The organism is Micromonospora sp. CNZ299, from assembly GCF_002754415.1.
On the sequence record NZ_PEFG01000001.1, the window covers coordinates 1,311,233 to 1,333,288 of the forward strand.

Consider the following 22,056-nt stretch of genomic DNA (forward strand, 5'->3'; position numbering starts at 1 on the left):
GTCACAAACAACCGCCAACTTGGCTAATGTTGCGCATACCGACATTTAATTCTTCTAACCTGCCGATCCTTCTCTTAAGCTGCCATTCCAAGGAAGACCTCCACTTTGGGTAGGTCCTCGAATTGGCTCAGCGAGAAGGGGGCAACGCGATGCGCGGCACCGACTGGAACTGACAAGTTCGACACAGGACTTCTGAGGGCCCGGGCAGTAGGCTGCGAGAACGCGCAGGCAGTCCTTCGGGAGCGGCATGACCCTTCCTCAGCGACGAGAGATTGAGACCGATCGGCGGCTGTTGCTGCTCGTCGGTCTCGTCGTCGTTGTTGCCGCGGTCATCGTCGCCACGTCACTTCCGACCGCATGGCGTTCGGCGAAGCTGGAGAAGGTGAGCGACGCCGCAGTCCTGGTCATGCTCACGCTCATGATCGCGTTGGGCACGCTGGTCAAGGCTCGCGTGCGGATCCGGTCGACGACTCAGTCGATCAGCTGGAACGAGACAGCGATCATCGTCGGTGCGGCCATCGCTCCGACTTCGGTGATCGTGCTCTGCACCGCGGTCGGGATCGCCCTCGCCTCGCTTCGCCTCACACCGATGAAGCTGGCCTTCGGTATCGGCAAGAACGTCATCGTTGCCTGGGGCGCTGGCACGGCACTCGCGATGACGACCTGGACCTGGCCGCCCACGGGTATGGCCCCCCTGATGCTGCTGGGGCCGTTGGCGCTCGCCTACCTGGTCGCGGCGCTCTTGGACGATCTGCTCGCCATTCCGGTCATCGCGCTCGCCTCCCAGACCAGGATCGCGAAGCACTTCCGCAGCAATCTCGACCTTCGGCTCGCTGGCTTCGCCGTGCGGTTCGCCGTTGCGGCCTGCACGCTGCTGATCATCCGGATGGACCCCCGGCTACTGCTCGCCGTCCCACCCCTGGTCCTGAGCCTGCACCTCGCCTACTCCGCACGCATTCGAGGCCGCACCGAACAGCAGGCGTGGCAGCGACTCGCCCGCACCACCGACGCGCTCAACGTGGTCGACCTGGACACCGTCCTCACCACCGCCGTCACCCAGGCCGCCGAGTTGTTCTCCGCCGACGAGGTCGAGATCGAGCTGCGCAACGGCGGCCGCACCGTCCGCGGTGGCACCGGCGGCATCACCTTCGACGGCCCGATCGGCACGCCCGCCGACGTGGACGGCACCATCGTCCCCGCACCGCTGGAAGGACACGACCGCACCGTCGACGTAGGCATACTTCGACTGCGCTTCCGCGGCCCGGTGCAACTCTCTGAGCGGGAGCAGTACACCCTGCACACCTTCGCCTCCGCGCTCTGCACCGCCGTTCGCAACGCCCAGGCGTACGCCGAGCTGGCCAGGGTGGCCGACGAACACGCGTACGCCGCCGCGCACGACGCGCTGACCGGCCTGGCCAACCGCCGACACCTCCTCGACGAGGGCACCGAGCAGTTGAGCACCCGGCACGCCGACGGCGTGACCGCGCTGGTGCTGATCGACCTCAACCACTTCAAGGAGGTCAACGACACGCTGGGGCACGCCGCCGGCGACCAGGTGCTGGTGCAGGTCGCCGACCGGTTGCGCGGTGCGGCCCAGGCGAGTGACCTGGTGGCCCGCCTCGGCGGCGACGAGTTCGCCGTACTCCTGCGCGGGCTGCCGGCCCCGGCGGTCGCCGCACACCGGGCCGAGTCCCTGCTCGCCGCCCTGCACGAGCCGTTCGAGCTGGACGGCATGCGCATCAGCGTCGAGGCCAGCGGCGGAATCTCCGTCGCCCCGTCCAGCGGTGGCATGGCCGAGCTGCTGCGCCGCGCCGACGTCGCCATGTACCAGGCCAAGCGGGCCGGGCAGCGGATCGCCACGTACGCACCGACCCGGGACACCGCCGACCTTGGCCGCCTCACCCTCGGTGGCGACCTGCCCCGGGCGGTCGCCGACCACGAATTCGTCGTCAACTTCCAACCGATCGTCGACTTGGGCACCGGCGAGGTGACCAGCGCCGAAGCGCTGGCCCGCTGGCACCACCCCACCCACGGCATGATCGACCCACTACGATTCCTGGAGGCCGTGGAGCGTTCGGGCCTGCTGCCGGCCTTCGCCGAGGCGATCCTCGACCAGGCGCTGATCGCGGCGGCCAACTGGCGCGACGCCGGCTTCGACGTCCCCGTCGCGGTCAACGTGTCCCCGCGCAGCCTGCTCGACGCGCGGTTCCCGGGCTCGGTGCTGGCCCGCCTGCGCGCCCACGACCTGGCACCGGACCGGCTGGTGCTGGAGCTGACCGAGACGCTGACCCTCAGCCAGCTCGACGTCGTCGACCGGGTGCTCAGCCGGCTCCGCGACGAGGGTGTCCGGCTGGCGCTGGACGACTTCGGCACCGGCTACTCGTCACTCTCGCTGCTCTCCCGCATCCCCGTGCACGAGCTGAAGATCGACCGGAGCTTCGTGACGACGATGGAGAGCTCGGCGGAGGCCGCCGCCGTCATCCGCTCCACCCTCGACCTGGGCCGCAGCCTCAACCTGGACGTCGTAGCCGAGGGCGTGGAGAGCGAACCGCAGCGGCGGGCCCTGTGGGAGTTGGGCTGCGTCGCCGGCCAGGGCCACCTGTTCGCCCGGCCGATGCCGGCCGGCACCCTGCTCGCGGCGATGCAGCGCGGTTCGGGCGGCCGACCCGGCACCCTGGCCGCGCCACTGCACGACGCCGGCGCGGTGATCCGGCTGAGCCAGAACCGCCGCCAGGCCGGCCGTTCCCGCCCCGACCGCCTCCCGCACCTGCCCGCCTGACCCAGCATCGGCCAGGTGCCGACGCAGGCCGGTCTGCCAGACTGGCGCCGTGATCGCCGACGACCCGACCGCCCGCCGCCGTCGCTGGCACTGGCGAACGCTCGACGCCGCTGGCGGCGGACTCGCCCTCGACCTGGGCCTCTACGCCGCCTCGGCCGCCTTCGCCGCGATCACCGCGGTCACGTCGACCCTGCTGCCGCACCGGGCGTGGGGCGCCGTCGCCGCCGTCGGATACCTGGTCGCAACGCTGGTGGCGCTCGTCCAGCTCCTGCTGCGTCGGCGCTCCCCAACCTCACCCCTGGTCGGGCTGCCGGCCCGCTGGGCGGTCACCGGTCTCGCCTGGGCGGGCACCGCACTGCTGCCCCTGCTCTGGCAGAGCATCGACCGGGCCGGCGGACGCACCGACCGGGCCCAGGAGGAGGTGCTGGTCGTGGAACAGGCCGGCACCCGCCTCCTGGAGCACGGCACGCCGTATCTCGGGCCCGACGCGATAGCCGCCCTGCCACCCGGCGAACAACTCATGGGCTACACCCCGTACCAGCCCGGCATGGCGATGTTCGGCCTGCCCAGAGCCCTGGCCGACACCTGGTGGACCGACTCCCGGGTCTGGTTCGCGGTGGGCACCGCACTCGCGCTCGCCCTGGCCGTGGCCGCCCTGCGCAGAACACCGACCGCCACCCACCAGGTCGACACACGCCACCGCCGGGACGCCGCGTTGCTGCGCGGCGTGCAGGCCGCCACCGTACTGCCGATCTGCGCCCTCACCCTCGCCACCGGCGGCGACGACCTGCCCGTACTCGCGCTCTGCCTGCTGGCCCTCGCACTCGCCGCCACCGACCGACCCGGCCGGGCCGGCCTCGCGGTCGGCCTGGCCGGCGCACTGAAGCTGTTCGCCTGGCCGGTCGCCCTGGTCCTGATCGTCTGGGGTCTGACCCGGCGCGCCGGCACCCGGGTCGCCGCCGGCGCGATCGGCCTGCCCGTCGCCGCCCTCCTGCCCGCCATGCTGGTCGACCGGGACGCGCTGACCGAGAACGTGCTGCGCTTCCCCCTCGGCCACGGCCTGGTCACCAGCCCCGCACAGTCCCCGTTCCCCGGCTACCTGATCGCCACCGCACTGCCCGCCGGCCGGCTGATCGCCGCCGCACTGCTGGTCGCGGCGGGAGTGGCCATCGCCGTCCGACTCGCCCGCCGCCCGCCCCGCACCGCCGTCGCCGCCGCGCTCATCTGCGGGTACGGGCTGCTCGTCGCCATCGCCCTGATGCCCTCGACCCGCTTCGGCTACCTGCTCTACCCGCTCGCCCTGCTCACCTGGGCACCTGCCCTGCACCGCCCGGTCGACACACCGCCGACCCCGGTCCCCGACCACCTGCCCGGTCGGGCCACTTCCGCGTAACTGGCGGGCGGAACGACGCGTCAGGGCGTAGACCTGAAGACATGACGACGTACCGCGACCGGGCCGACGCCGGCCGGGTGCTCTCCGACCGGCTCACCGCGCTCATCGGCGAACCCGACGTCGTCGTCCTCGGCCTCGTCCGCGGCGGCGTGCCCGTCGCCCGGGTCGTCGCCGAACGACTCGGCGCACCACTGGACGTGCTGGTCGTCCGCAAGCTCGGCATGCCGTGGGCCCGGGAGGTCGCCTTCGGCGCACTCGGGCCGGGAGGCGTCCAGGTGCTCAACGACGCGGTCGCCAGCCGACTCAGCAGCGACGACATCGCCGAGGTCAGCCGTCGAGAACAGGCCGAACTCGAACGCCGGGAACGCCTCTACCGGGGCGGTCGCGCGCAATTGGACCTCACCGGGCGTACCGCGGTGATCGTCGACGACGGCCTGGCCACCGGCGCGACCGCCCGCGCCGCCGTGGAGGTCGTCCGCCAACTCGGGGCACACCGCGTCGTGGTCGCGGTCCCGGTCGGCGCGCAGGAAGCCTACGAACTACTCGCCGCCGAGGCAGACCAGGTCATCTGCGCCCAACGCCCAGCGGATTTCGGCGCGGTGAGCGTCTACTACGACGACTTCCACGAGGTGTCCGACGAGGAAGTCATCGAGGCGCTCACAGCAACTGCCTACGTCCACCAGGTACCGTCGGGCGATGAGTAGTCTCACCTGTCCCAAGTGTCACGGAGAAATGCGCCAATACGAGCGCAGCGGTGTCGTCATCGACCAGTGCGGGGAGTGCCGAGGCATCTTCCTGGACCGCGGCGAGCTGGAGAAGCTGTTCGAGGCGGAGGCCAACTGGAGCCGCCAACAGAGCGCCGGTGCGCCGCCGCAGCCTGCCCAGCAGCCGGCCGGCTACCCGCCCCCGCCGCCCCCGCCCGGTTACGGTGCCGTGCCGCCGCCCCCGCCCGCCCACGGCTATCCGCCGCAGCCGGCGTACGGCCACCAGCAGCAACAGCACCACGGCTACCACGGGCACTACCGGCAGAAGAAGCGCAAGGGCTTCCTCGACGACATGTTCGGCTGAGCCCAGAGCCGACATTCCGCCCGGGTCGATCGACGTGTCGGCCCGGGCACACCGCCCACCCCATCGATGGTTGGCGGGGCGCGATCGTCCATGCCAGGGTGATTCGCATGACGGTGATCCGACCGGACGAGGCGCTGGCCCAGGCGTACGACGGGATCACCGCTGCCGTCGACGGCCTGGACGACGCCGGCCTGCAACGAACCACCCGCTGCCAGGGTTGGCTCATCGCCGACCTGCTGCTGCACGTGCTCGGCGACGCCCAACGGGCACTGGTCGCACTGGCCAGCCCCGTCGACGGCCCCGCCGACGTCGACGACGTGAGCTACTGGCGCGACTTTCCCGGCGGTGATGACAACGCCACCCGGCACGCCTGGTGGGTCCGCCGATCGGCCGCCGCCTTCGACCGTCCCACCGGGATCGTCCGGCTCTGGCAGGAGACCGCCCCGGCGGCGGTCCGCGCCGCCGCGTCAGCCGACCCCGAGGGGTACGTGACCACGCAGGGGCATGTGCTGCGCGTACCGGATTTCCTCGCGACCCTGACCACCGAGGCCGTCGTGCATCACCTGGACCTGACCGTGGACCTGCCCGGCGCGCCCTCGCCCGGCCCACTGGCGGTACGAGTCGCGGTGGCGACCATGGACGGTCTGCTCAGTGACGACACCGTCCGCCCCACCGCCTGGGACGACCACGACTTCCTGCTGAAGGCCACCGGGCGCGTGCCCCTCACCGAACGGGACCGGCTGGAGTTGGGCGAGTCGGCGGGCTGGTTTCCGCTGCTCGGCTGACCGACGATGTGACAACTTCCGCCTGCTTGTGAAGGTCGGTCGACCGACTTGTCCGAGATGCTGCGAGGGATCAGTCGGACGGACCGCTGCTCAGAATTTTCTCTGCGGTTTTCGCCTTGCGCGACAATGCAACTGGCGCTTCCGCGTACAGCAAGCTGATTATTTTCTCGGCAGGTCCACATGTCGTTCCGATCGTGTAGATCGATTTGTGGGGCCGAACGGAAAGACCGCAAATGCCGTGATTTCTGAGGAAGGCAGCGAACGCGCCCAAGAGGCGTTGACTTCTCACCAACCTGAATTGCGCGAATTCCGACAGCCGAGGACCCGGCCGGCGATAAGTTCCAAGCGAACCGTCTCCATCGACGACACCACGCCAGAAGTCACGCGACTCGTCCAGTCGTTCGCCGAGCGGGCCTTCGTATCTCCCGAGAGCGATCATGCGCTCGGCCAAGCGGGTCGAGCGCACCGAGAACCGGCACGACCCCTGTGTGGGGTTAGGTGCTGAGATGCTGCTGCTCGAACCTAGGAACGTACGAAGCAAGACCAGGTGGTCGCGGTCCCGTTGGGCGAGCCCAACGGAGATCTGCGGGAGATGACCCGCGCGGTACGTGACGCACCCGTCCGCGAAGAGAAACCCGAGCCAGTAGCACGCTTCCGGCGTCAACAGGTCAAACGCGTCGTGCCGAAGCGTGTGTACGACCCTCCGAATCACTACACCGCGCCGTACCAACAAACCCCGCATCCCCGGAGCCGTGAGTCCGAAATTCTTGGCGACCTCCGTCAGCGACAGGCCCTCGTTATAGAGCCTGACCGCCTCCACGCACTCCGAGTCGGTCAGCTTGGAAACTGACCGTGCCGGCACCCCTCGCCGGCGCAATAGACCACGGATCGCCTGCCGGCTGACGCCGTACGAGTATGCGATTCGAGTGAGGCTCTCGCCCTTTGCCGCACGCTGCACGGCCTCCTCGATTTGCGAGGGCGTAAGACGAAAACCCGTGCTTCTCATCCGATGGCCATGTCCACGAACCGCGACAGGTGCAACTGCGCAGCGACGGTTACCGTGTCGGTTGGCCCATTTCGATGCTTGGCAATTATGAAATCCGCCTCGCCCGCTCGCGGCGACTCCTTGTCGTAGTAGTCGTCACGGTGCAAAAGGATTACAACGTCGGCATCCTGCTCGATCGAGCCACTTTCCCGCAAATCGGACAGCTGAGGTCGCTTGTCCGTGCGCTGCTCGGGGCCACGGTTCAGCTGACTGACCGCGATGACCGGGCACTCGACCTCCTTGGCCAACAGCTTCAGGCCACGGGAGAGATCCGCGACCTCCTGCTGGCGACTCTCGGTGCGCTTCGGCGACGTCATCAGCTGGAGATAGTCGACCACGATCATCTTGAGGTCGTGCCGCTGCTTGAGCCGCCGAGCCTTGGCCCGGATCTCCATCAGGTTCATGCTCGGCGTGTCGTCGACGAAGAGCGGCGCCTCGCTGATCTCACCCATGCATCGGGCCAGCTTGGTCCAGTCGTCGTCGGAGAGCTGCCCGCTGCGCAACACGTGCAGCGGCACCCGCGCCTCGGCGGAGAGCAGTCGCATGACGATCTCGACCTTGCTCATTTCCAGCGAGAAGATCGCGGCGGCCTGGTTGGCACGAATCGCGGCATTTCGGGCAAAGTCCATACTAGCGGTCGATTTGCCCAAACCCGGCCTGCCTGCCACGATGATCAATTGGCCGGCGTGCAGGCCGTTGAGCAGTCGATCCAGGTCGCTGAAGCCGGTCGGCACGCCGGTCATCATGCCGCCGGTCGCCCCCACCGCCTCGATCTCGTCCAGCGTGGGCTGCAACATGTCGGCCAGGATCGCGAAGTCCTCGCTGACCCGGCGTTCGGTGACGTCGTAGACGGCCTGCTGGGCGAGGTCCACGACGTCGTCCACGTCGCGGCTGCCGCCGCTGGCGGTGCCGTAGCCCAACTGCACGATCTTGGTGCCGGCCTCGACCAGGCGGCGCAGCACCGCCCGTTCGCTGACGATCCGCGCGTAGTAGGCCGCGTTCGCGGCGGTCGGCACGCTGGCGATGAGGGTGTGCAGGTAGGGCGCGCCACCGATGCGGACGAGATCGCCGGAGTCGGCGAGCGCCGCCGCGACGGTGATCGAGTCGGCCGGCTCACCCCGGCCGTAGATGTCCAGGATGATGTCGAAGATGGTGGCGTGCACCGGCCGGTAGAAGTCGTTGGTCTTGAGGATCTCGACGACGTCGGCGATGGCGTCCTTGGAGAGCAGCATGCCGCCGAGGACGCACTGCTCGGCGGCAACGTCCTGGGGCGGAGTCTTGTCGAAATGGCCGTCCCGCGGCGCAGGTGGCTGGCCTCCGCCGGAGCGTGACTCTGCCCGCATGTCGTCGGTGACCGACACGGGTCCCCCCTCCACTGCGCCGGATCTGATTCCAGCTCTACCGCTGGGGTGCGACACTTCCGTCCGACCGGGCCGGTCGATCGGGGGCCATCGCGCCGGCGGTCGAGGGCCAACCATACGGACCCCGAGGTCAGAGACTCAACAACGCCGGTGGACGAGCCTTGGGACAACCTGTGGATGCCGGGGGACAGCATGTGCGCGGCGTGTGCACAGCCTGTGGAAAACTGTTGGGGAATTCTTCGCCATAACTCGTTGACCTGCGGAAACGTGCTCCCCAGCCTGTGGAGGAAGATATTTCGGTCGGGCCTGTGACACGATCGTCCCGTACTATCTCCAGCGAACGGCTACACCTGGACAGCGGATTCCGCTTTCGGTTCAGAAGGGTCACACTCCGGCCGTGAGTTACCGGGACTGGGGACGCGGGGATGGCAGCCCGCGCGAGCGCCAGCCGACCGCCTCGTGGGGCGAACGCGCGGCGTCCGTTCCGGTCGACCCGTACGACGAGGATGGGCGATACCGCACCTCCAGTCGGCGGCGTGCACTGGACCGGGGCCAGGACGAGCCCGTCGACGCCTACCTGCCTCGGTGGGCGTTGGAGTCGGGTGTCCGGCACGCTGACGGCGGCGGGCGTCACGCGGCACCGGACGAGGACGAACGCGAGCGGCCCACCTCCGGTCCTGGCCGACGCTCTGCCGAGGCGCCGAGCGGCCGAGGTCGGCGCAGCGAGGCGGGTTGGCGCGAACAGGCGGCGATCGGTGCCGGCCCGGACTCCGACCACACGCGGGAATGGACGCTCGACCGCCCGCAGGACCAGGGGTACGCCGGCCGTCGACGCGCCGACGCCGGGGAGGACGAGCCGGTCTCCGGTGCGATCCAGGACCGTCGCCCCCGCCGCGCCCCCGCCGGCCATCCTCAGGTGATCTGGTCGGGCGGGGATCTGGAGTCCGCCCCGAGCGAGCCCGCGCCTGAACCGGACGTGAGCCGCCCCACCCGGCGTAGCCGCCGTGCGGCGGAGGAGTCCTGGTCCCGTCCGGCGGCCGACCCGTGGGTGCGCGGATCCGACCGGGTGGCTGAGCCCGAGCCGTCGTACCCGCCCGCTGTGGATCCATGGGATGCCTCGGGTGTGCACGCGTGGCCGCCGGCCGCCGGGGCGGACGGGACGGATCTGAGCGGGCAGTGGTCGGCCGTGGAGAGCGTCGGTGGCTGGGAGCGGTCCGACCGCACCGGCCAGTGGGAGCGGTCCGCGATCGAGGACGACCAGTGGGACCGTACGCTGCCGCCGCGCTCGGACCGGTCCGTGGCCGCGGAGGGTTGGCCGGCACGGGATGACGGGTTCTGGCCCGGCACGCGGCTGGCCGATGACGACCCCCGGTGGATGGATCCGGCGACGTCGGCGCCCAGGTCGCCTGTGGTGGGTTACACCGCTCCGCGACCGCGCAGTGCGCCGGTGCCGCGTGGCGGAGCGCCACGGCGTCGGCCGGACCGGCCTGCGGTCGGGGCGGCGTCGGTGCGTCAGCGGGTCGAGTCGGCGGCCAGCGGTGCCTTCTCGCGGCGCCTGGAGGACGATCTGCTCGACCCTGATCCGGGCGGGCCCTTCCGGCCATTGCTGTTAACTGCGGCTTGTTACCTGGTGCCGGCGATGCTGATCTTCGGTTGGTTGTTGACGTTGGACAGCCAGGCGCCGGCTGGTTGTGTGACCGACATCAGCGGGGGTGGCTGCGAATCGGCCCGGTCGCGCGCGTTGGAGTCGCTGCTCGCGGGCTCGCCGCGCTTCGGTCTGGCGCTGTTGAGCAGTCTGGTGGTGGCAGCGCTGCTGCGTCGGGTGGGTACGACGTGGCGCTCGGCGACCATCGCGCTCGCCGCGGCGGTGGTGGGTGGCGGCCTCTCCACGGTGTTGATCAGCGCGGTGACCGGCCAGCCGATCGGGTGACCTGCCCTGCGAGGGAGGGCGGCACCGACCGGGCGTCCGCCCGACCTGCCCGGCAGGTCAGGGGGCACCGACCGGGGCCTGGTCGGGTTCAGATGACGTACGCACGAAGGCCCGCACCGATCGCTCGGTGCGGGCCTTCGTGGTGGTGTTTCGGACGTCAGCCCTGAACGACGTTCAGGTTGAACGACGCGGTCACCTCGGGGTGCAGCTTGATCTTCACCGGGTAGGTGCCGGTCGACTTGATGTGACCGGGCACCTCCAGCCGACGCCGGTCGAGGACCGGGCCGCTGGCCGCCTTGACGGCGTCGACGATCTCGGCCGGAGTGACCGAGCCGAAGAGCCGTCCGCCGTCGCCGGCGCGGACCTTCATGTTGACCTTGAGACCCTCGAGCTGAGCCTTGACCTCGTTGGCGTGGTCGAGGTCGCGGATCTCGCGGGCCCCACGGGCCCGCTTGATGACCGTGACCTGCTTTTCCGCGCCCTTGGTCCAGGCGATCGCGAAGCCCTGCGGCAGCAGGTAGTTACGGCCGAAGCCGTCCTTGACCTCGACGATGTCGCCCGGGGCACCGAGGCCGGACACTTCCTGAGTCAGGATGATCTTCATATCGGTGCCTCCTCTCAGCGGGTGGTGGCCGTGTATGGCAGGAGCGCCATCTCACGGGCGTTCTTGACCGCACGGGCGATCTGCCGCTGCTGCTGCGAGGTCACGCCGGTCACCCGACGAGCGCGGATCTTGCCGCGATCGGAGATGAACTTGCGCAGCAGCGCGGTGTCCTTGTAATCGATGTAGGCGATCCCGTCCTTGTCGAGCGGGTTCACCTTCTTCTTGGGCTTGCGCAGTGCCGCAGCCTTGGCCGTTGCACGTGCTCCTGGTTTGCGATCGCGAGCGCTAGGCGCCATTAGAACGGTGGCTCCTCGTCAAAATTGGTGCCCGAACCGGCACGCGCGGGAGAGGGAGAGGGAGCAGCCGAAGCCCAGGGGTCGTCGAAGTTGCCTCCGCCGCCACCCTGGTTGCCACCGCCACCGCCACCGCCGCCACCGAAGCCGCCGCCACCGCCGCCGGAGCGGGACATCTTCTGCACCTTCGCCGTGGCGTAGCGCAGCGACGGGCCGATCTCGTCGACCTCAAGCTCGATGACAGTGCGCTTCTCACCCTCGCGGGTCTCGTACGACCGCTGACGCAGCCGGCCCGACACGATCACCCGAGCGCCGCGCTGCAGCGACTCGGCGACGTGCTCGGCGGCCTGCCGCCAGACGGTGCATGCGAGGAACAGCGGCTCGCCGTCCTTCCACTCGTTCGACGCCTTGTCCATGAAACGGGGCGTCGAAGCGACTCGGAACTTGGCGACCGCAGCCCCGGAGGGGGTGAACCGCAACTCGGGGTCATCGGTCAGATTGCCGATGACCGTGATGGTGGTGTCTCCTGCCATGACCATCTCCTCGCGCACTCAGCGTCTCGTCGTACAGGCTCGCAGAGCCGTACGACAGAGTCGCGGAGGCTGATCCGGACGAACCGGGGTTGGATGCTCTAGCGCATTTCCGGTCGGATGACCTTGGTGCGCAGCACGGACTCGTTGAGCCGGAGCTGACGGTCCAGCTCGGCCACCGCAGCAGGCGTGGCCTGCAGGTCGATGACGGCGTAGATGCCTTCGGCCTTTTTGTTGATCTCGTACGCGAGGCGCCGGCGGCCCCACACGTCGGTCTTCTCAACCGAGCCACCCGCGGTCCGAATCACGTTCAGGTACGTGTCGAGCGACGGTGCGACGGTGCGCTCCTCGAGGCTGGAGTCGAGGATGACCATTAGTTCGTAGTGACGCAAGACGTGCTCACCTCCTGTGGGCTAAGCGGCCACGGTCCTTCCGTGGCAGGAGGTCTTGTGTCGCTGCCCGCACATGCCAGGGGAACCCGACCGGACGCGGACAACCTGACCAGGATACCCGGTCCGAACGATCATGCCCGGGGTGGTCGGGTCAGCGCCCGGACAGGCCGACGGGGGCCCCCATTCGACCGTCATCCGGCCGATGGTGGACCCCCGTCTACGAGGCCGCGGGGCGTCTGGTCCGCATTCCTTGGGTGGGACCTGGGGAGGAACGACCACACCGATGAGGTTGGACCGAAGACGCCCCGCGGAGCTTTATCGTGTTGTTACCTGACGATACAACGGCACTCGTACCTTGTCGGAGGAAAAAGCACAAATTTCCGAGATTCTTCATCGGTGGGCGATCGCTGTGCGAGGGGTCCCCTCCGCCACGCCGGGCCGCACGGCGGAGGTGACCTCGCTGTCGGCCGTCGACCTCCGGTCGCCATCCGCGGGCTTGCGTCGCTGGCGGCACCGGGTGCTGGTCGCCGGTTCAATTCCATCAACGATCGTCGGTCCGTCCGGTGACGCGACCGCACGCGACACCGCCCCGGCCGTCACCCCGCCAGTCGGGGTCGCGACGTAGGCTCGCTCGCATGCGTATCGGAGCCCACGTCGATTCGACCGACCCGCTGGCGGAGGCGGCCGCCCGGTCCGCCGACACCGTGCAGTTCTTCCTCGCCGACCCACAGGGATGGAAGGCACCCAAGCCCCGGGAGGACGCCGAGCAGCTGCGCACGGCCGAGGTTGACCTGTACGTGCACGCGCCGTACGTCATCAACGTGGCCACCCTCAACAACCGCATCCGGATTCCCAGCCGAAAGCTGCTGCTCGGGCACGCCAACGCGGCCACCGCCATCGGCGCCAAGGGTCTGATCGTCCACGGTGGACACGTCAACGCCGGGGACGATCTGGCCGTCGGCTTCGACAACTGGCGCAAGACCTTCGCGTACGCGGCCGACTCCGGCGGCTTCGGCGTGCCGGTCCTGATCGAGAACACGGCCGGCGGCGACAACGCGTGCGCCCGGCGACTCGACGCGCTCGCCCGACTCTGGGACGCCATCGGCGACTACGAGGTCGGCTTCTGCCTGGACACCTGCCACGCGTACGCGGGCGGCGAGGATCTGCTCGGCCTCGTCGACCGGGTCAAGGCGATCACCGGAAGGATCGACCTGGTGCACGCCAACAACTCCAAGGGCGCGTTCAACTCGGGTCAGGACCGCCACGACAACCTGGGCGGGGGCACGATCGACCCGGAGCTGGTCGTCGCGGTGATCCGGGCCGCCGGGGCCCCGGTGGTCGTCGAGACACCGGGCGGCGTGGAGGGCCAGACAGCGGACATCGGTTTCCTCCGCCAGCAGCTCGGGACGGCGAGCCCGGCAGCATGACGACCGGACAGCCCGGGACCGGGAAGGCCCAGCCCACCCCCACCGGCACGGACGCCGAGACCCGATCCGCCTCCGCCTCGGGCACCCCGGCACAGCCGGATCGCACCTCCGACGCCGTCTCCGGCAAGACTTCCGCGCCGACCGCCGAGACCCCTGCGCCGAACGCGGGGGCCGTCACCGACCAGCCGCGGTCGAGCGACGGCGGCACGACCGGAGCCACCACGAGCGGCGACCCGCAGCCCTCGAAGGGTGGCGGCGCCAAGGAGGAACCCGCTGGGGACGCCGCCACCGGTGAGGGCGACGGCCGGAAGGGCAGCGCGGCCACGGGCGGCACCGAGGGTGGCACCGCAACCAGCGACAGCACCGCCAAGGACGGCGCCGCCAAGGCCGACAGCGCGACCAACGCGGGCAAGGACGGCGCCCCGGCCAAGGACGGCACGGACGGCGGCTCGGAAGACGTCCCGGTCAAGGGCACAGGAGCGGGCAAGGGCAGGTGGTGGAGCAGGGGCAGGCGAGCGGGCAGGACCGACGGTCAGGCAAAGCCCGACGGTGACACCAAGACCGATGAGGCCAAGCCGGACGACCCCGATCGTTGGGAGGCGTTCGCCTCCGCTCCGGAGCCGCGGCCCTCCATCGTCACCCGGGCGGGCGGAGCCGTCGGCCGGTTCCTGATCCACGAGTGGACCCTGGCCACCCTCGGCGCGTTGGCACTGGCTGTGCTGATGACGTGGCCGACGTTGCGCTATCCCCGCTACACGCTCCCGCAGGACTACTGGGACCCGAGCCTGCAGGCCTGGCAGATGGCCTGGTCCGGGCACATCCTGCTGGCTGAACCGGCGCGCCTGTGGCAGTCCAACACGTTCTTCCCCGAGCTGTGGAGCTTCGCGTTCTCCGACACCCTGCTCGGGTACGCCCCCGCCGGGATGCTCGGCAGCGGCCCCGAGGACGCGGTGCTGCGCTACAACATCATGTTCGTGCTGGCGCACGCGCTCGCCACGCTCGGGGCGTACGCGCTGGCCCGGCAGCTCGGGGCTGGCCGAATCGGCGCCGCCGTCGCCGGCGTCAGTTACGCGTACGCCCCGTGGCTGCTGGCCCAGGCCGGGCACCTGCACGTGCTCTCCAACGGCGGGATCCCGTTGGCGCTGGCGATGTTGGCGCGCGGGCACGGCTGGTCACTGCGGCACGGTTACCGGCCCGAGCGCCGACACGACGGATGGGTCTACGCCGGTTGGCTGGTGGCGGCCTGGCAGCTGAGCCTCGGTTTCGGTATCGGGTTGCCGTTCGCGTACTTCCTGGCCTGCGCGGTCATCGTCACCGCCGTCCTCTACTACGCGCGGCGGCTGCGCACCGGCCAGGCCGTGCCCTTCGGTCGCCGGTTGTTCCTCGCGGACCTGCTCGGCGGGTTGTTCTTCGCCGGTGTGGGTCTGCTGATGGCGTTCCCTTTCTTCAAGGTGACCGAGCTGCACCCGTACGCTGAGCGGACCATCGACGACATCAGCATCTTCTCGCCGCCGGCGTCGGGTTTCGTGACGGCACCGGCCGAGTCGCGGATCTGGGGTGGGTTGCACGAGGGGGCACGCGCAGCGCTGCCGTGGCACCCGGAGATGACCCTGCTGCCCGGGTTCGTGCTCTACGCGCTGGCCGCGGGTGGGCTGTTCTTCTCGGTCTGGCGGCTGCGGCACCGACTGCTGCTGCTCGCCGGAGTGCTGGTGACGATGGCCTTCGCGATGGGCACCCGCTTCTTCGACGGCACCTTCACCTACGTGCCGCTCTTCGAGCACCTGCCGGGCTGGAACGGACTGCGTACCCCCGGTCGGTTGATGTTGTGGACCACGCTGCTGCTGGGTCTGCTCGCGGCGGGCGCGGTCACCGCGCTCACCGACCGGGTCCGTGAGTTGACCGCGCAGCGGATCCCGTCGTGGCCGGGGCCGTGGCTGCGGACGGCCACCCTGCTGCCGCTGCTGCTGGTCGCCGTCGAGGGCCTGAACACCACGCCGCATCCGGTGGTGCCGACCCAACCGGCAGCGATGCGTTCCACCGAGGGGCCCCTGCTGGTGCTGCCGAGCAACCAGAGCCTGGACCAGCACGTGATGCTGTGGTCGACGAGCGGTTTCCCCGACGTGGTCAATGGCGGCAGCGGCTTCACTCCGCGCCAGCTCGATGACGTCCGTCGGGTGAGCCAGTCGTTCCCCGACCAGACCAGCGTCGACTACCTGCGCACGCTCGGGGTCCGCTCCGTGGTGTTGCTGCGCGGGCAGGTGGTGGGCACTCCGTGGGAGATCACCATCGACGCGCCGGTGGAATCGCTGGGCATCAGCCGGCAGGACGTGGGCGACGCTGTCGTCTACCGCCTGTGAAGGTCTAGGGCGGTTTGCGGGGGAGCCCACCCGGCTCCGGGCGGTCAGGCTTGATCCCTGCGCCGGGCGGGCTCCCCCGCAAACCCTGACGTGGCCCGGGCCGCGTTCGCGCTGGTGTCAGGTGGCGGCGATGGGTTCGGGGTGGGGTTCGCTGGTCTCTTTGCGGCGCCAGCGGTCTACCCAGGGGGCATCTCGTGCGCCGTCGAGCACGCCACCGTCCGGGTCGTCCGGATAGGTCGCCCGGACCGCGTCCCGCTCGGGGTGCAGGATCTCCTTGACGACCAGCACGCAGAGCACCACCACGGTGGTCAGCCGGAACGTCGAGGCCAGCACGAACACCCCCTCCGGGAAGACGGGACGGCTGGTCGCCGCCCCGAGCAGCTCTCCGTAGAAGGCGACGAAGTAGCAGACCTCGGCGATCTGCCAGGCCAGGAAGGCGCCCCACTTGGGTCGGGCCAGCACCACCAGCGGCAGCAGCCACAGCACGAACTGCTGAGACCAGACCTTGCTGAAGATGAGGAACGCGGCGACCACCAGGAAAGCGACCTGCGCCAGCCGCGGGCGACGCGGTGCCCGCAGCGTCAGCGCGGCCACGCCGAGACAGGCCAACCCGAACAGCGCGTACGAGATGGTGTTGAGGGCGGGGATGTTGGCGTTCAGCCACTCGAACGGCCCGAGTTGGGCGGGGTCGTTGCCGACCTTGCCGTCCAGGTAGCGGCCGATGTACCAGAGCGTGCCCCAGTCGATGGGCCGGGTGGTGTTCAGCTCGAAGAACCGGTCCCAGTTCTCCGGGTATGCCCGGGCGGCCGGCAGGTTCACCAGCACCAACGCGGCGATCGCCGTGCCGGTGGCGATGAGCGCGGCGCGGATCCGGTCGGCCCGCAGCGCCAGGACGAGGAGCGGCCCGAGCAGGAACAGCGGCCACAGCTTCGCCGCACCGGCGAGCCCGAGCAGCACGCCGGCCACCGCTGGTCGTTTCCGAGCCCAGGCCAGCAGACCGAAGGCGGCCAGCCCGATGGCGAGCAGGTCCCAGTTGACGGTGGCCGTGAGCAGCAGCGCCGGGGCCAGCGCGAACAACGCGGCGTCCCAGGGTCGTCGGCGGCGCAGGGCCAGGATCACCGCCACGGTGGCCACCGCGAGGGCGCCCAGCACCAACGCGTTGAGGTTGTAGAACCACTGGGCCTGGTTGATGCTCGGGTCGCCCTCGCCGATGGCGTGTACCGGCAGGCCCAGCGCCCCCATGAAGTAGCCGGTCAGCACCGGGTACTCGACCGGGTGGTCACGGTAGGGCACCTTGCCCTCGTTGAGCCCCTCGGCGTAGTAGAGGGCGAGGACGTCGGTGTAGCAGAACCGGGTGTACTGGACGTTGTTCTGCCAGGCGCCGTCCTGGCAGGGGGACTTCTGCACCCAGTGCAGCGCGAGCGTGAGACACGCCAGCGCCAGCACGATCCGGACCGCGGTCCAGAAGCGACGTTCCTGGCCTGCCGGCCGGTCCAGTGCGGTCGCGTGGTCGCCCAGCGGGCCGCCGATCGCGCTGGACATGCCGCGGACGAACCCGTCGGAGCGGGACGGGTGGTCGGTGGTACCGGCGTCGTCGATGCCGGGCGTCGACTGGGTGCTCATGAAGAGGCATCCTGCCGTACGACGGGGGTGTCCGTCCCGTCCCGGCGCGGAGATCCGGGTATGAAAACGCCGCCGCCGGCCGGGACAGGTCGTCCGGCCGGCGGCGGCGTCATGAAGCGGTGCGGGTCAGTTTCGCTCGGGTGGTAGGCCGGGCAGCAGTCCGCCACCGCCGCCTCCGCCGCCTCCGCCGCCTCCGGGGTTGCCGCCCGGGTTGCCTCCGGGGTTGCCGCCCGGGTTACCCCCGGGGTTGCCGCCCGGGGTGCCGCCGACACGCGGGCAGAACGGGTCGGTCAGCGGATCACAGGTCGGGCCGCCCGGCAGAGCCGGGATGGTCGGCGGCGGCGGCTCCTTGCCGTTGCCCTTGGTGACGTCACCCTCGCCGGTGACGCTGGGCAGGGGGATCTCCTCCAGGCCCTTTAGTGCGACGTTCATGAACTTCTCCCAGATCGGGCCGGGGAGCGTCGAACCACCAATGTCCTTGCCGCCGGTGAGCCGGATCTCCGGCTTCCTCGGGTCCCGACTGCCCACCCACACCGCTGTGGCGTTCTGCGGGGTGTAGCCGACCGTCCAGGCGTGCGAGTTGTCGTCCTTGTCGTACTCCCAGGTGCCGGTCTTGGCGGCAGCCTGGCGGCCGTTTTCCAGCGAGATGTTGTTGGGGCGCGGGATCTGCTTCAGAACAGCGGTCACTTCGTCAGCGACCTTCTTGGGAATCCGCTGCTCCGGCTTGATCCGCTCGCTGCCGACGACCTTCCACTTGCCGCTGTCCTTGTCCTGCTGCTCCACCTTCACGACGAAGTGGGCCTTGATGTACTTGCCGTCGTTGGCGAAGGTTGCCAGGGCGTTGGCGTGGTCGAACACGGTGATCGGGTACTTGCCGAAACCGGTGTAGTTGTCGAACGGGTTCGGCCCCTTCTTCGACAGGTCGAAGGCCTGCGGCGGGTCGACGCCCCACATGGTGGTCACGCCGGCCTTCCGGGCCATGTCGACCACCTTGGCGGCGCCGAGCTCCTTGGTGACCCAGTAGAAGGGCACGTTGTACGACTGGATCGTCGACTCTTCGAGGGTGCAGTATTTGCCGCACTTGAGGTTGGTACGGCCGGCGTTGCCGATCGCCACATCGGAGCCCTCGGGCTTGTACGGCGTGGGGTCCCAGTGCGACTTGACCGAGATGCCCGCCTCGATCGCGGCGGCCAGGGTGTAGACCTTCATCGACGAGCCCGGCTGGTGTCCACCAGTCAGGTCACCGTTCTTGTCGGTGTTCTTGCCGGCGTAGTCGAAGTCGGCGCCGCTGTCACCGCCGTAGTAGGCGAGCACACGACCCTTCGACGGGTCGATCGACACCACCGCCGCCATGAGGTTCTTCGGCTGGTCGTTGAGCTCGGAACCCTTCTTGGACTGCATGGCGGTGTTCTCGGCGGCGGTCTGCAGCTTCGGGTCGATGGTGGTGGTGATCCGGTAGCCGCCGTCGCGCAGCGCGTCCACGCAGCTCGTCTTGCCCTCCGCGCCGTTGTCGGAGCAGAGGCCCATCGCGTCCATCTCCTGGCGGACGTAGTTGATGACGTTGCCTTTCGGGCTGTCGACACCGAACCCGTTCCCGCCCTTCTTCGGCGGCGGCACCTTCGGATACTCGGTGGGCGAAGCGGGCTGCCCGGGCGCGTCCACCCAGCCTTCCTTCTTCATGCCGGCGATCACGTAGTCCCACCGTGACCTGGCGTCGGTCGGGTTGACCGCAGGGTCGAACCCCTGGTGGGTCTCGCTCGGCACCGGCTGCTTGATGACCGCCGCGAGCACCGCACCCTCGCCCACGGACAGGTCCTTCGCCGCCTTGTTGAAGTACGTCTGCGCCGCGGCCTCGATGCCATAGGCACCGCGCCCGAAGTAGATCACGTTGAGGTAGTGCTGCATGATCTCCGGCTTGTCGTACTGCTCGCTCAGCTTGGAGGCGAGGATTGCCTCCTTCACCTTGCGGCCGTACGAGTCGTCCTGGAGGTTCTCGAACGCGTTGCGCGCGTACTGCTGGGTGATCGTCGAGGCGCCCTGCTTGTCACCGCCGGAGACGTTGTTCCACGCGGCTCGGACGATGCCCTTGTAGTCGACGCCGGAGTGCCGGTAGAAGTTGCGGTCCTCGGCTGCCGCCACCGCGTGCTGCACGTGCAACGGGATCTGGTTGATGGTGACGAAGCTGCGGTTCTCGCTGCCCAGCTTGGCCAACTGGGTCCTGCCGTCCTTGGCGTACACAGTGGTGGACAGCGGCAGCGGCAACTCGTTGGGCATGACCACGTTGGTCGAGTAGTAGGTGAACCCGACCACGCCGACACCCGCGAGCATGATGAAGACCGCGACACCGGCGATCAGCAGGTTCATCCGCTTGCGCTTCTTCGCCCGTCGGGCGGCGCCCGGGTCACCCGCACCACGGCCGCCCCGGCCCGGCCCGTTCGGTCCACCTGGACCACCGGGACCGCCCGGCCCACCGGAGACCGGCGAGACGCTCGCCCGGGCGACGGCGGCGCGGCCACCCACCGACGCGGAGCCGACACTGGCCCGGCCCGCCGGGGCGGCACCGACGGCGGCGGCGCCGACCACGGCTCGGCCTGCCGGTGCGCCCGGCGCCGGGGACACGGGCACCGAGGCCCGGCCCGCACCGGCGCGTCCGGCGGCCACACCCGGTGCCGGCGACACCGGCACCGACGCCCGCCCTGCGCGGCCGGGGGTTGCCGAGCCCACCGAGGCGGAACCGGCCGCAGCAGCGCCGCGCGGCGGCACCGAGGCCGATCCGCCCACCGTGGCCCGCCCACCGGCGGCCCGTGGGGTCACCGAAGCGCGGCCCGGGGTCGCCGTGCCAGCCTCCGGAGCCGACCAGCCATTCCCGCGGGAGTCACCGCCGGGGCGGCGGTATGCGTCGTCCGCGACCGGCCCGGGGTCGCCCTCGGGGCCCGAGTGCTGGGCCCGTCCACGCGCAGAACTGGGATCGCCGTACGAGTTCATTCCTCACACCCTGCCGGTCGCGGTGGGGCGCGACTGCGCCGCCACCGGGTTGCCGTGAGTTGCTTCACCCGGGAGACCGGCACGGGGGTGCCGTTTCACCGGGGGACTTGCCGTATTAATAGGGCTAATCGGACCAACGAGCGGTTGACCGTCCCGGGTTTCGTCTACGGCCCCGGGGCCGGTCCAACCAGCTGTGATCACCGTTGCGCCTCTCGCCTCCGCCGACCCGCACCTTCGGCGGCCGCCACGTCCTGCTCGCCGGTGCCGTCACTGTCGCCGGCCAGACCGTCCCGACCGAGCAGGTACTGCTCGACCAGATGGTTCCAGTCACAACCGAGGCACACCTCCACCACGAAGACCTGGAACTCACGCAGCGTCATCGCCAGGACAGGCAACTCGGTCAGTGTCCGGGCCTGCCCGGCGGACTGCTTGAGCTCGTCGCCATAAATGTAGTGGACGAGAGTCAAGTTCTCGCTGCGACAGATCGGGCAGCGTCGGTCGGTCGGCTCACCGTGGAACCGGGCGGCGTTCTTCAGGTACGGCGATGCGTCGCACACGTCGTACGTGCCGACCCGGCCGGCCAGGAGCTCACGCAGCACTGCTCGCTTCTGAAGCGAGTAGTCGACGACCTGGCGCTGCGTACGCATGCGAAGAAGGGTACGCGGTCCGGCCCGAGCAGGCGACCACGCTCACAATCCGTGACGGCACCGTCTCGGAACGGGGGTTTGCCCTGGCACGCGCGACCCGCTAACGTGCGATGTATCGGTCCGATACATCGCGGCGGTTACCGCTCCACGCCGGAGGGTAAAGAGAGGGTGGCCAGTGCTTGAGTTCGCCATCCTCGGCCTCCTGCAGGAGTCTCCGATGCACGGCTATGAGCTGCGCAAGGAGCTGACCGCCAAACTCGGCGCGATCCGGGCGGCGATCAGCTACGGCTCGCTCTATCCCACGCTACGCAGGCTGCAGGCGGCGGGATGGATCACCGAAGCTGATGAGACGCCTGCCACTGCCGAGGAGGTCCCCGCGCTGACCAGCCGACGAGGTCGGGTGGTCTACAAAATCACCGCGGAGGGCAAGGAACGCTTCGCCCAGCTGATCGCACAGGCCGGGCCCGAGACGTACGACGACACGGGCTTCGGGGTGCACTTCGCGTTCTTCGCCCGGACCGACCAGGCGACCCGCCTGCGCATTCTGGAGGGTCGCCGCCGCAAGATCGAGGAGCGTCGCGAAGGGCTTCGCGACGTGCTGGGCCGGGCGGCCGAGCGCCTCGACGCTTACACGCTGGAACTGCAGCGCCACGGCCTTGATGCCTGTGAGCGCGAGGTCCGCTGGCTGGAGGAGCTCATCGCCAACGAGCGCTCCGGCCGAGCCCCGACGGTCCCGAACATCGGGACAGCCGGCGGCCGACGAGAAGACAACAGCCCGCCTCCGCCTGGAGAGACCAGGAATGAGCGGCCGTGACAGAAAAGAAGGAGGCAGACGCT

The 22,056-nt window shown here is 69.8% G+C and carries 18 protein-coding genes; 9 read left to right on the forward strand and 9 right to left on the reverse strand.

The window, feature by feature from the left end; genetic code table 11:
* The first annotated feature begins 247 nt into the window (after positions 1 to 247).
* The 5 genes from CLT68_RS06285 (at position 248) to CLT68_RS06305 (ending at position 6,025) form a co-directional block, all read left to right on the forward strand.
* Positions 248 to 2,779 (forward strand): bifunctional diguanylate cyclase/phosphodiesterase, encoded by a 2,532-nt coding sequence (locus CLT68_RS06285; RefSeq protein ID WP_099849445.1) that lies wholly within the window; start codon positions 248 to 250, stop codon positions 2,777 to 2,779.
* Between the two features lie 49 nt (positions 2,780 to 2,828).
* Entirely contained in the window at positions 2,829 to 4,172 is a 1,344-nt protein-coding gene (locus CLT68_RS06290; RefSeq protein WP_099849447.1) for a glycosyltransferase family 87 protein, read from the forward strand.
* A gap of 41 nt (positions 4,173 to 4,213) precedes the next feature.
* Positions 4,214 to 4,876, forward strand: coding sequence for a phosphoribosyltransferase (locus tag CLT68_RS06295; protein ID WP_099849448.1), 663 nt, complete (start codon positions 4,214 to 4,216; stop codon positions 4,874 to 4,876).
* On the forward strand, positions 4,869 to 5,240 hold the full coding sequence (locus CLT68_RS06300) for a TFIIB-type zinc ribbon-containing protein (protein ID WP_088950768.1): 372 nt from the start codon (positions 4,869 to 4,871) through the stop codon (positions 5,238 to 5,240). The genes CLT68_RS06295 and CLT68_RS06300 overlap by 8 nt, the downstream gene beginning before the upstream one ends.
* Before the next feature lie 107 nt (positions 5,241 to 5,347).
* Complete coding sequence (locus tag CLT68_RS06305; protein WP_099849450.1) at positions 5,348 to 6,025, forward strand: maleylpyruvate isomerase N-terminal domain-containing protein; 678 nt, start codon at positions 5,348 to 5,350, stop codon at positions 6,023 to 6,025.
* A gap of 70 nt (positions 6,026 to 6,095) precedes the next feature.
* Here the strand turns inward: CLT68_RS06305 and CLT68_RS32810 are convergent, their stop codons facing one another.
* Positions 6,096 to 7,031: a hypothetical protein gene (locus CLT68_RS32810; protein WP_158240866.1), complete on the reverse strand. Its 936-nt coding sequence runs from the start codon at positions 7,029 to 7,031 to the stop codon at positions 6,096 to 6,098.
* A complete protein-coding gene (gene dnaB / locus CLT68_RS06310; RefSeq protein WP_099849451.1) occupies positions 7,028 to 8,431 on the reverse strand; it encodes a replicative DNA helicase in 1,404 nt (467 codons plus the stop codon). Before dnaB ends, CLT68_RS32810 begins: the two co-directional genes overlap by 4 nt.
* A gap of 397 nt (positions 8,432 to 8,828) precedes the next feature.
* Here dnaB and CLT68_RS06315 point away from each other — a divergent pair, with 397 nt between their 5' ends.
* On the forward strand, positions 8,829 to 10,361 hold the full coding sequence (locus tag CLT68_RS06315; protein WP_099849453.1) for a hypothetical protein: 1,533 nt from the start codon (positions 8,829 to 8,831) through the stop codon (positions 10,359 to 10,361).
* A gap of 157 nt (positions 10,362 to 10,518) precedes the next feature.
* Here the strand turns inward: CLT68_RS06315 and rplI are convergent, their stop codons facing one another.
* The 4 genes from rplI to rpsF form a co-directional block, all read right to left on the reverse strand.
* On the reverse strand, positions 10,519 to 10,965 hold the full coding sequence (gene rplI / locus CLT68_RS06320) for a 50S ribosomal protein L9 (protein ID WP_088950772.1): 447 nt from the start codon (positions 10,963 to 10,965) through the stop codon (positions 10,519 to 10,521).
* 14 nt (positions 10,966 to 10,979) lie between these two features.
* On the reverse strand, positions 10,980 to 11,261 hold the full coding sequence (gene rpsR, locus CLT68_RS06325; RefSeq protein WP_051723758.1) for a 30S ribosomal protein S18: 282 nt from the start codon (positions 11,259 to 11,261) through the stop codon (positions 10,980 to 10,982).
* A complete protein-coding gene (locus CLT68_RS06330) occupies positions 11,261 to 11,809 on the reverse strand; it encodes a single-stranded DNA-binding protein (protein ID WP_199176997.1) in 549 nt (182 codons plus the stop codon). The genes rpsR and CLT68_RS06330 overlap by 1 nt, the downstream gene beginning before the upstream one ends.
* An 80-nt stretch (positions 11,810 to 11,889) precedes the next feature.
* Positions 11,890 to 12,180, reverse strand: a complete 291-nt coding sequence (gene rpsF / locus CLT68_RS06335; protein ID WP_036391391.1) for a 30S ribosomal protein S6 — start codon at positions 12,178 to 12,180, stop codon at positions 11,890 to 11,892.
* A 635-nt stretch (positions 12,181 to 12,815) separates the two neighbouring features.
* Between rpsF and CLT68_RS06340 the strand changes: the two genes are divergently transcribed.
* Both CLT68_RS06340 and CLT68_RS06345 read left to right on the forward strand, forming a co-directional pair.
* A complete protein-coding gene (locus tag CLT68_RS06340) occupies positions 12,816 to 13,607 on the forward strand; it encodes a deoxyribonuclease IV (RefSeq protein ID WP_099849454.1) in 792 nt (263 codons plus the stop codon).
* The gene (locus CLT68_RS06345; RefSeq protein ID WP_099849456.1) at positions 13,604 to 15,964 is read left to right on the forward strand and encodes a hypothetical protein; all 2,361 of its coding nucleotides are present in this window, start codon (positions 13,604 to 13,606) and stop codon (positions 15,962 to 15,964) included. The genes CLT68_RS06340 and CLT68_RS06345 overlap by 4 nt, the downstream gene beginning before the upstream one ends.
* 117 nt (positions 15,965 to 16,081) lie before the next feature.
* Here the strand turns inward: CLT68_RS06345 and CLT68_RS06350 are convergent, their stop codons facing one another.
* The 3 genes from CLT68_RS06350 to CLT68_RS06360 form a co-directional block, all read right to left on the reverse strand.
* A complete protein-coding gene (locus CLT68_RS06350) occupies positions 16,082 to 17,587 on the reverse strand; it encodes a glycosyltransferase family 87 protein (protein WP_099849458.1) in 1,506 nt (501 codons plus the stop codon).
* 126 nt (positions 17,588 to 17,713) lie between these two features.
* Positions 17,714 to 20,572 (reverse strand): transglycosylase domain-containing protein, encoded by a 2,859-nt coding sequence (locus CLT68_RS06355; RefSeq protein ID WP_099849460.1) that lies wholly within the window; start codon positions 20,570 to 20,572, stop codon positions 17,714 to 17,716.
* A 197-nt stretch (positions 20,573 to 20,769) separates the two neighbouring features.
* The gene (locus CLT68_RS06360; RefSeq protein ID WP_088950777.1) at positions 20,770 to 21,219 is read right to left on the reverse strand and encodes a DUF5318 domain-containing protein; all 450 of its coding nucleotides are present in this window, start codon (positions 21,217 to 21,219) and stop codon (positions 20,770 to 20,772) included.
* Positions 21,220 to 21,394: 175 nt separating this feature from the next.
* Between CLT68_RS06360 and CLT68_RS06365 the strand changes: the two genes are divergently transcribed.
* Positions 21,395 to 22,033 carry a PadR family transcriptional regulator gene (locus CLT68_RS06365; RefSeq protein ID WP_088950778.1) on the forward strand — a complete coding sequence of 213 codons (639 nt, stop codon included), beginning with the start codon at positions 21,395 to 21,397 and terminating at the stop codon, positions 22,031 to 22,033.
* Positions 22,034 to 22,056: the final 23 nt, after the last annotated feature.

What these genes read in the sequence shown, in the direction of transcription:
- CLT68_RS06285 (WP_099849445.1), top strand. Translation starts at nt 248, where the DNA reads ATGACCCTTCCTCAGCGACGAGAGATTGAGACCGATCGGCGGCTGTTG.
- CLT68_RS06295 (WP_099849448.1), top strand. Translation starts at nt 4,214, where the DNA reads ATGACGACGTACCGCGACCGGGCCGACGCCGGCCGGGTGCTCTCCGAC.
- CLT68_RS06300 (WP_088950768.1), top strand. Translation starts at nt 4,869, where the DNA reads ATGAGTAGTCTCACCTGTCCCAAGTGTCACGGAGAAATGCGCCAATAC.
- CLT68_RS06305 (WP_099849450.1), top strand. Translation starts at nt 5,348, where the DNA reads ATGACGGTGATCCGACCGGACGAGGCGCTGGCCCAGGCGTACGACGGG.
- CLT68_RS32810 (WP_158240866.1), bottom strand. Translation starts at nt 7,031, where the DNA reads ATGAGAAGCACGGGTTTTCGTCTTACGCCCTCGCAAATCGAGGAGGCC.
- rplI (WP_088950772.1), bottom strand. Translation starts at nt 10,965, where the DNA reads ATGAAGATCATCCTGACTCAGGAAGTGTCCGGCCTCGGTGCCCCGGGC.
- rpsR (WP_051723758.1), bottom strand. Translation starts at nt 11,261, where the DNA reads ATGGCGCCTAGCGCTCGCGATCGCAAACCAGGAGCACGTGCAACGGCC.
- CLT68_RS06340 (WP_099849454.1), top strand. Translation starts at nt 12,816, where the DNA reads ATGCGTATCGGAGCCCACGTCGATTCGACCGACCCGCTGGCGGAGGCG.
- CLT68_RS06345 (WP_099849456.1), top strand. Translation starts at nt 13,604, where the DNA reads ATGACGACCGGACAGCCCGGGACCGGGAAGGCCCAGCCCACCCCCACC.
- CLT68_RS06350 (WP_099849458.1), bottom strand. Translation starts at nt 17,587, where the DNA reads ATGAGCACCCAGTCGACGCCCGGCATCGACGACGCCGGTACCACCGAC.
- CLT68_RS06355 (WP_099849460.1), bottom strand. Translation starts at nt 20,572, where the DNA reads ATGAACTCGTACGGCGATCCCAGTTCTGCGCGTGGACGGGCCCAGCAC.
- CLT68_RS06360 (WP_088950777.1), bottom strand. Translation starts at nt 21,219, where the DNA reads ATGCGTACGCAGCGCCAGGTCGTCGACTACTCGCTTCAGAAGCGAGCA.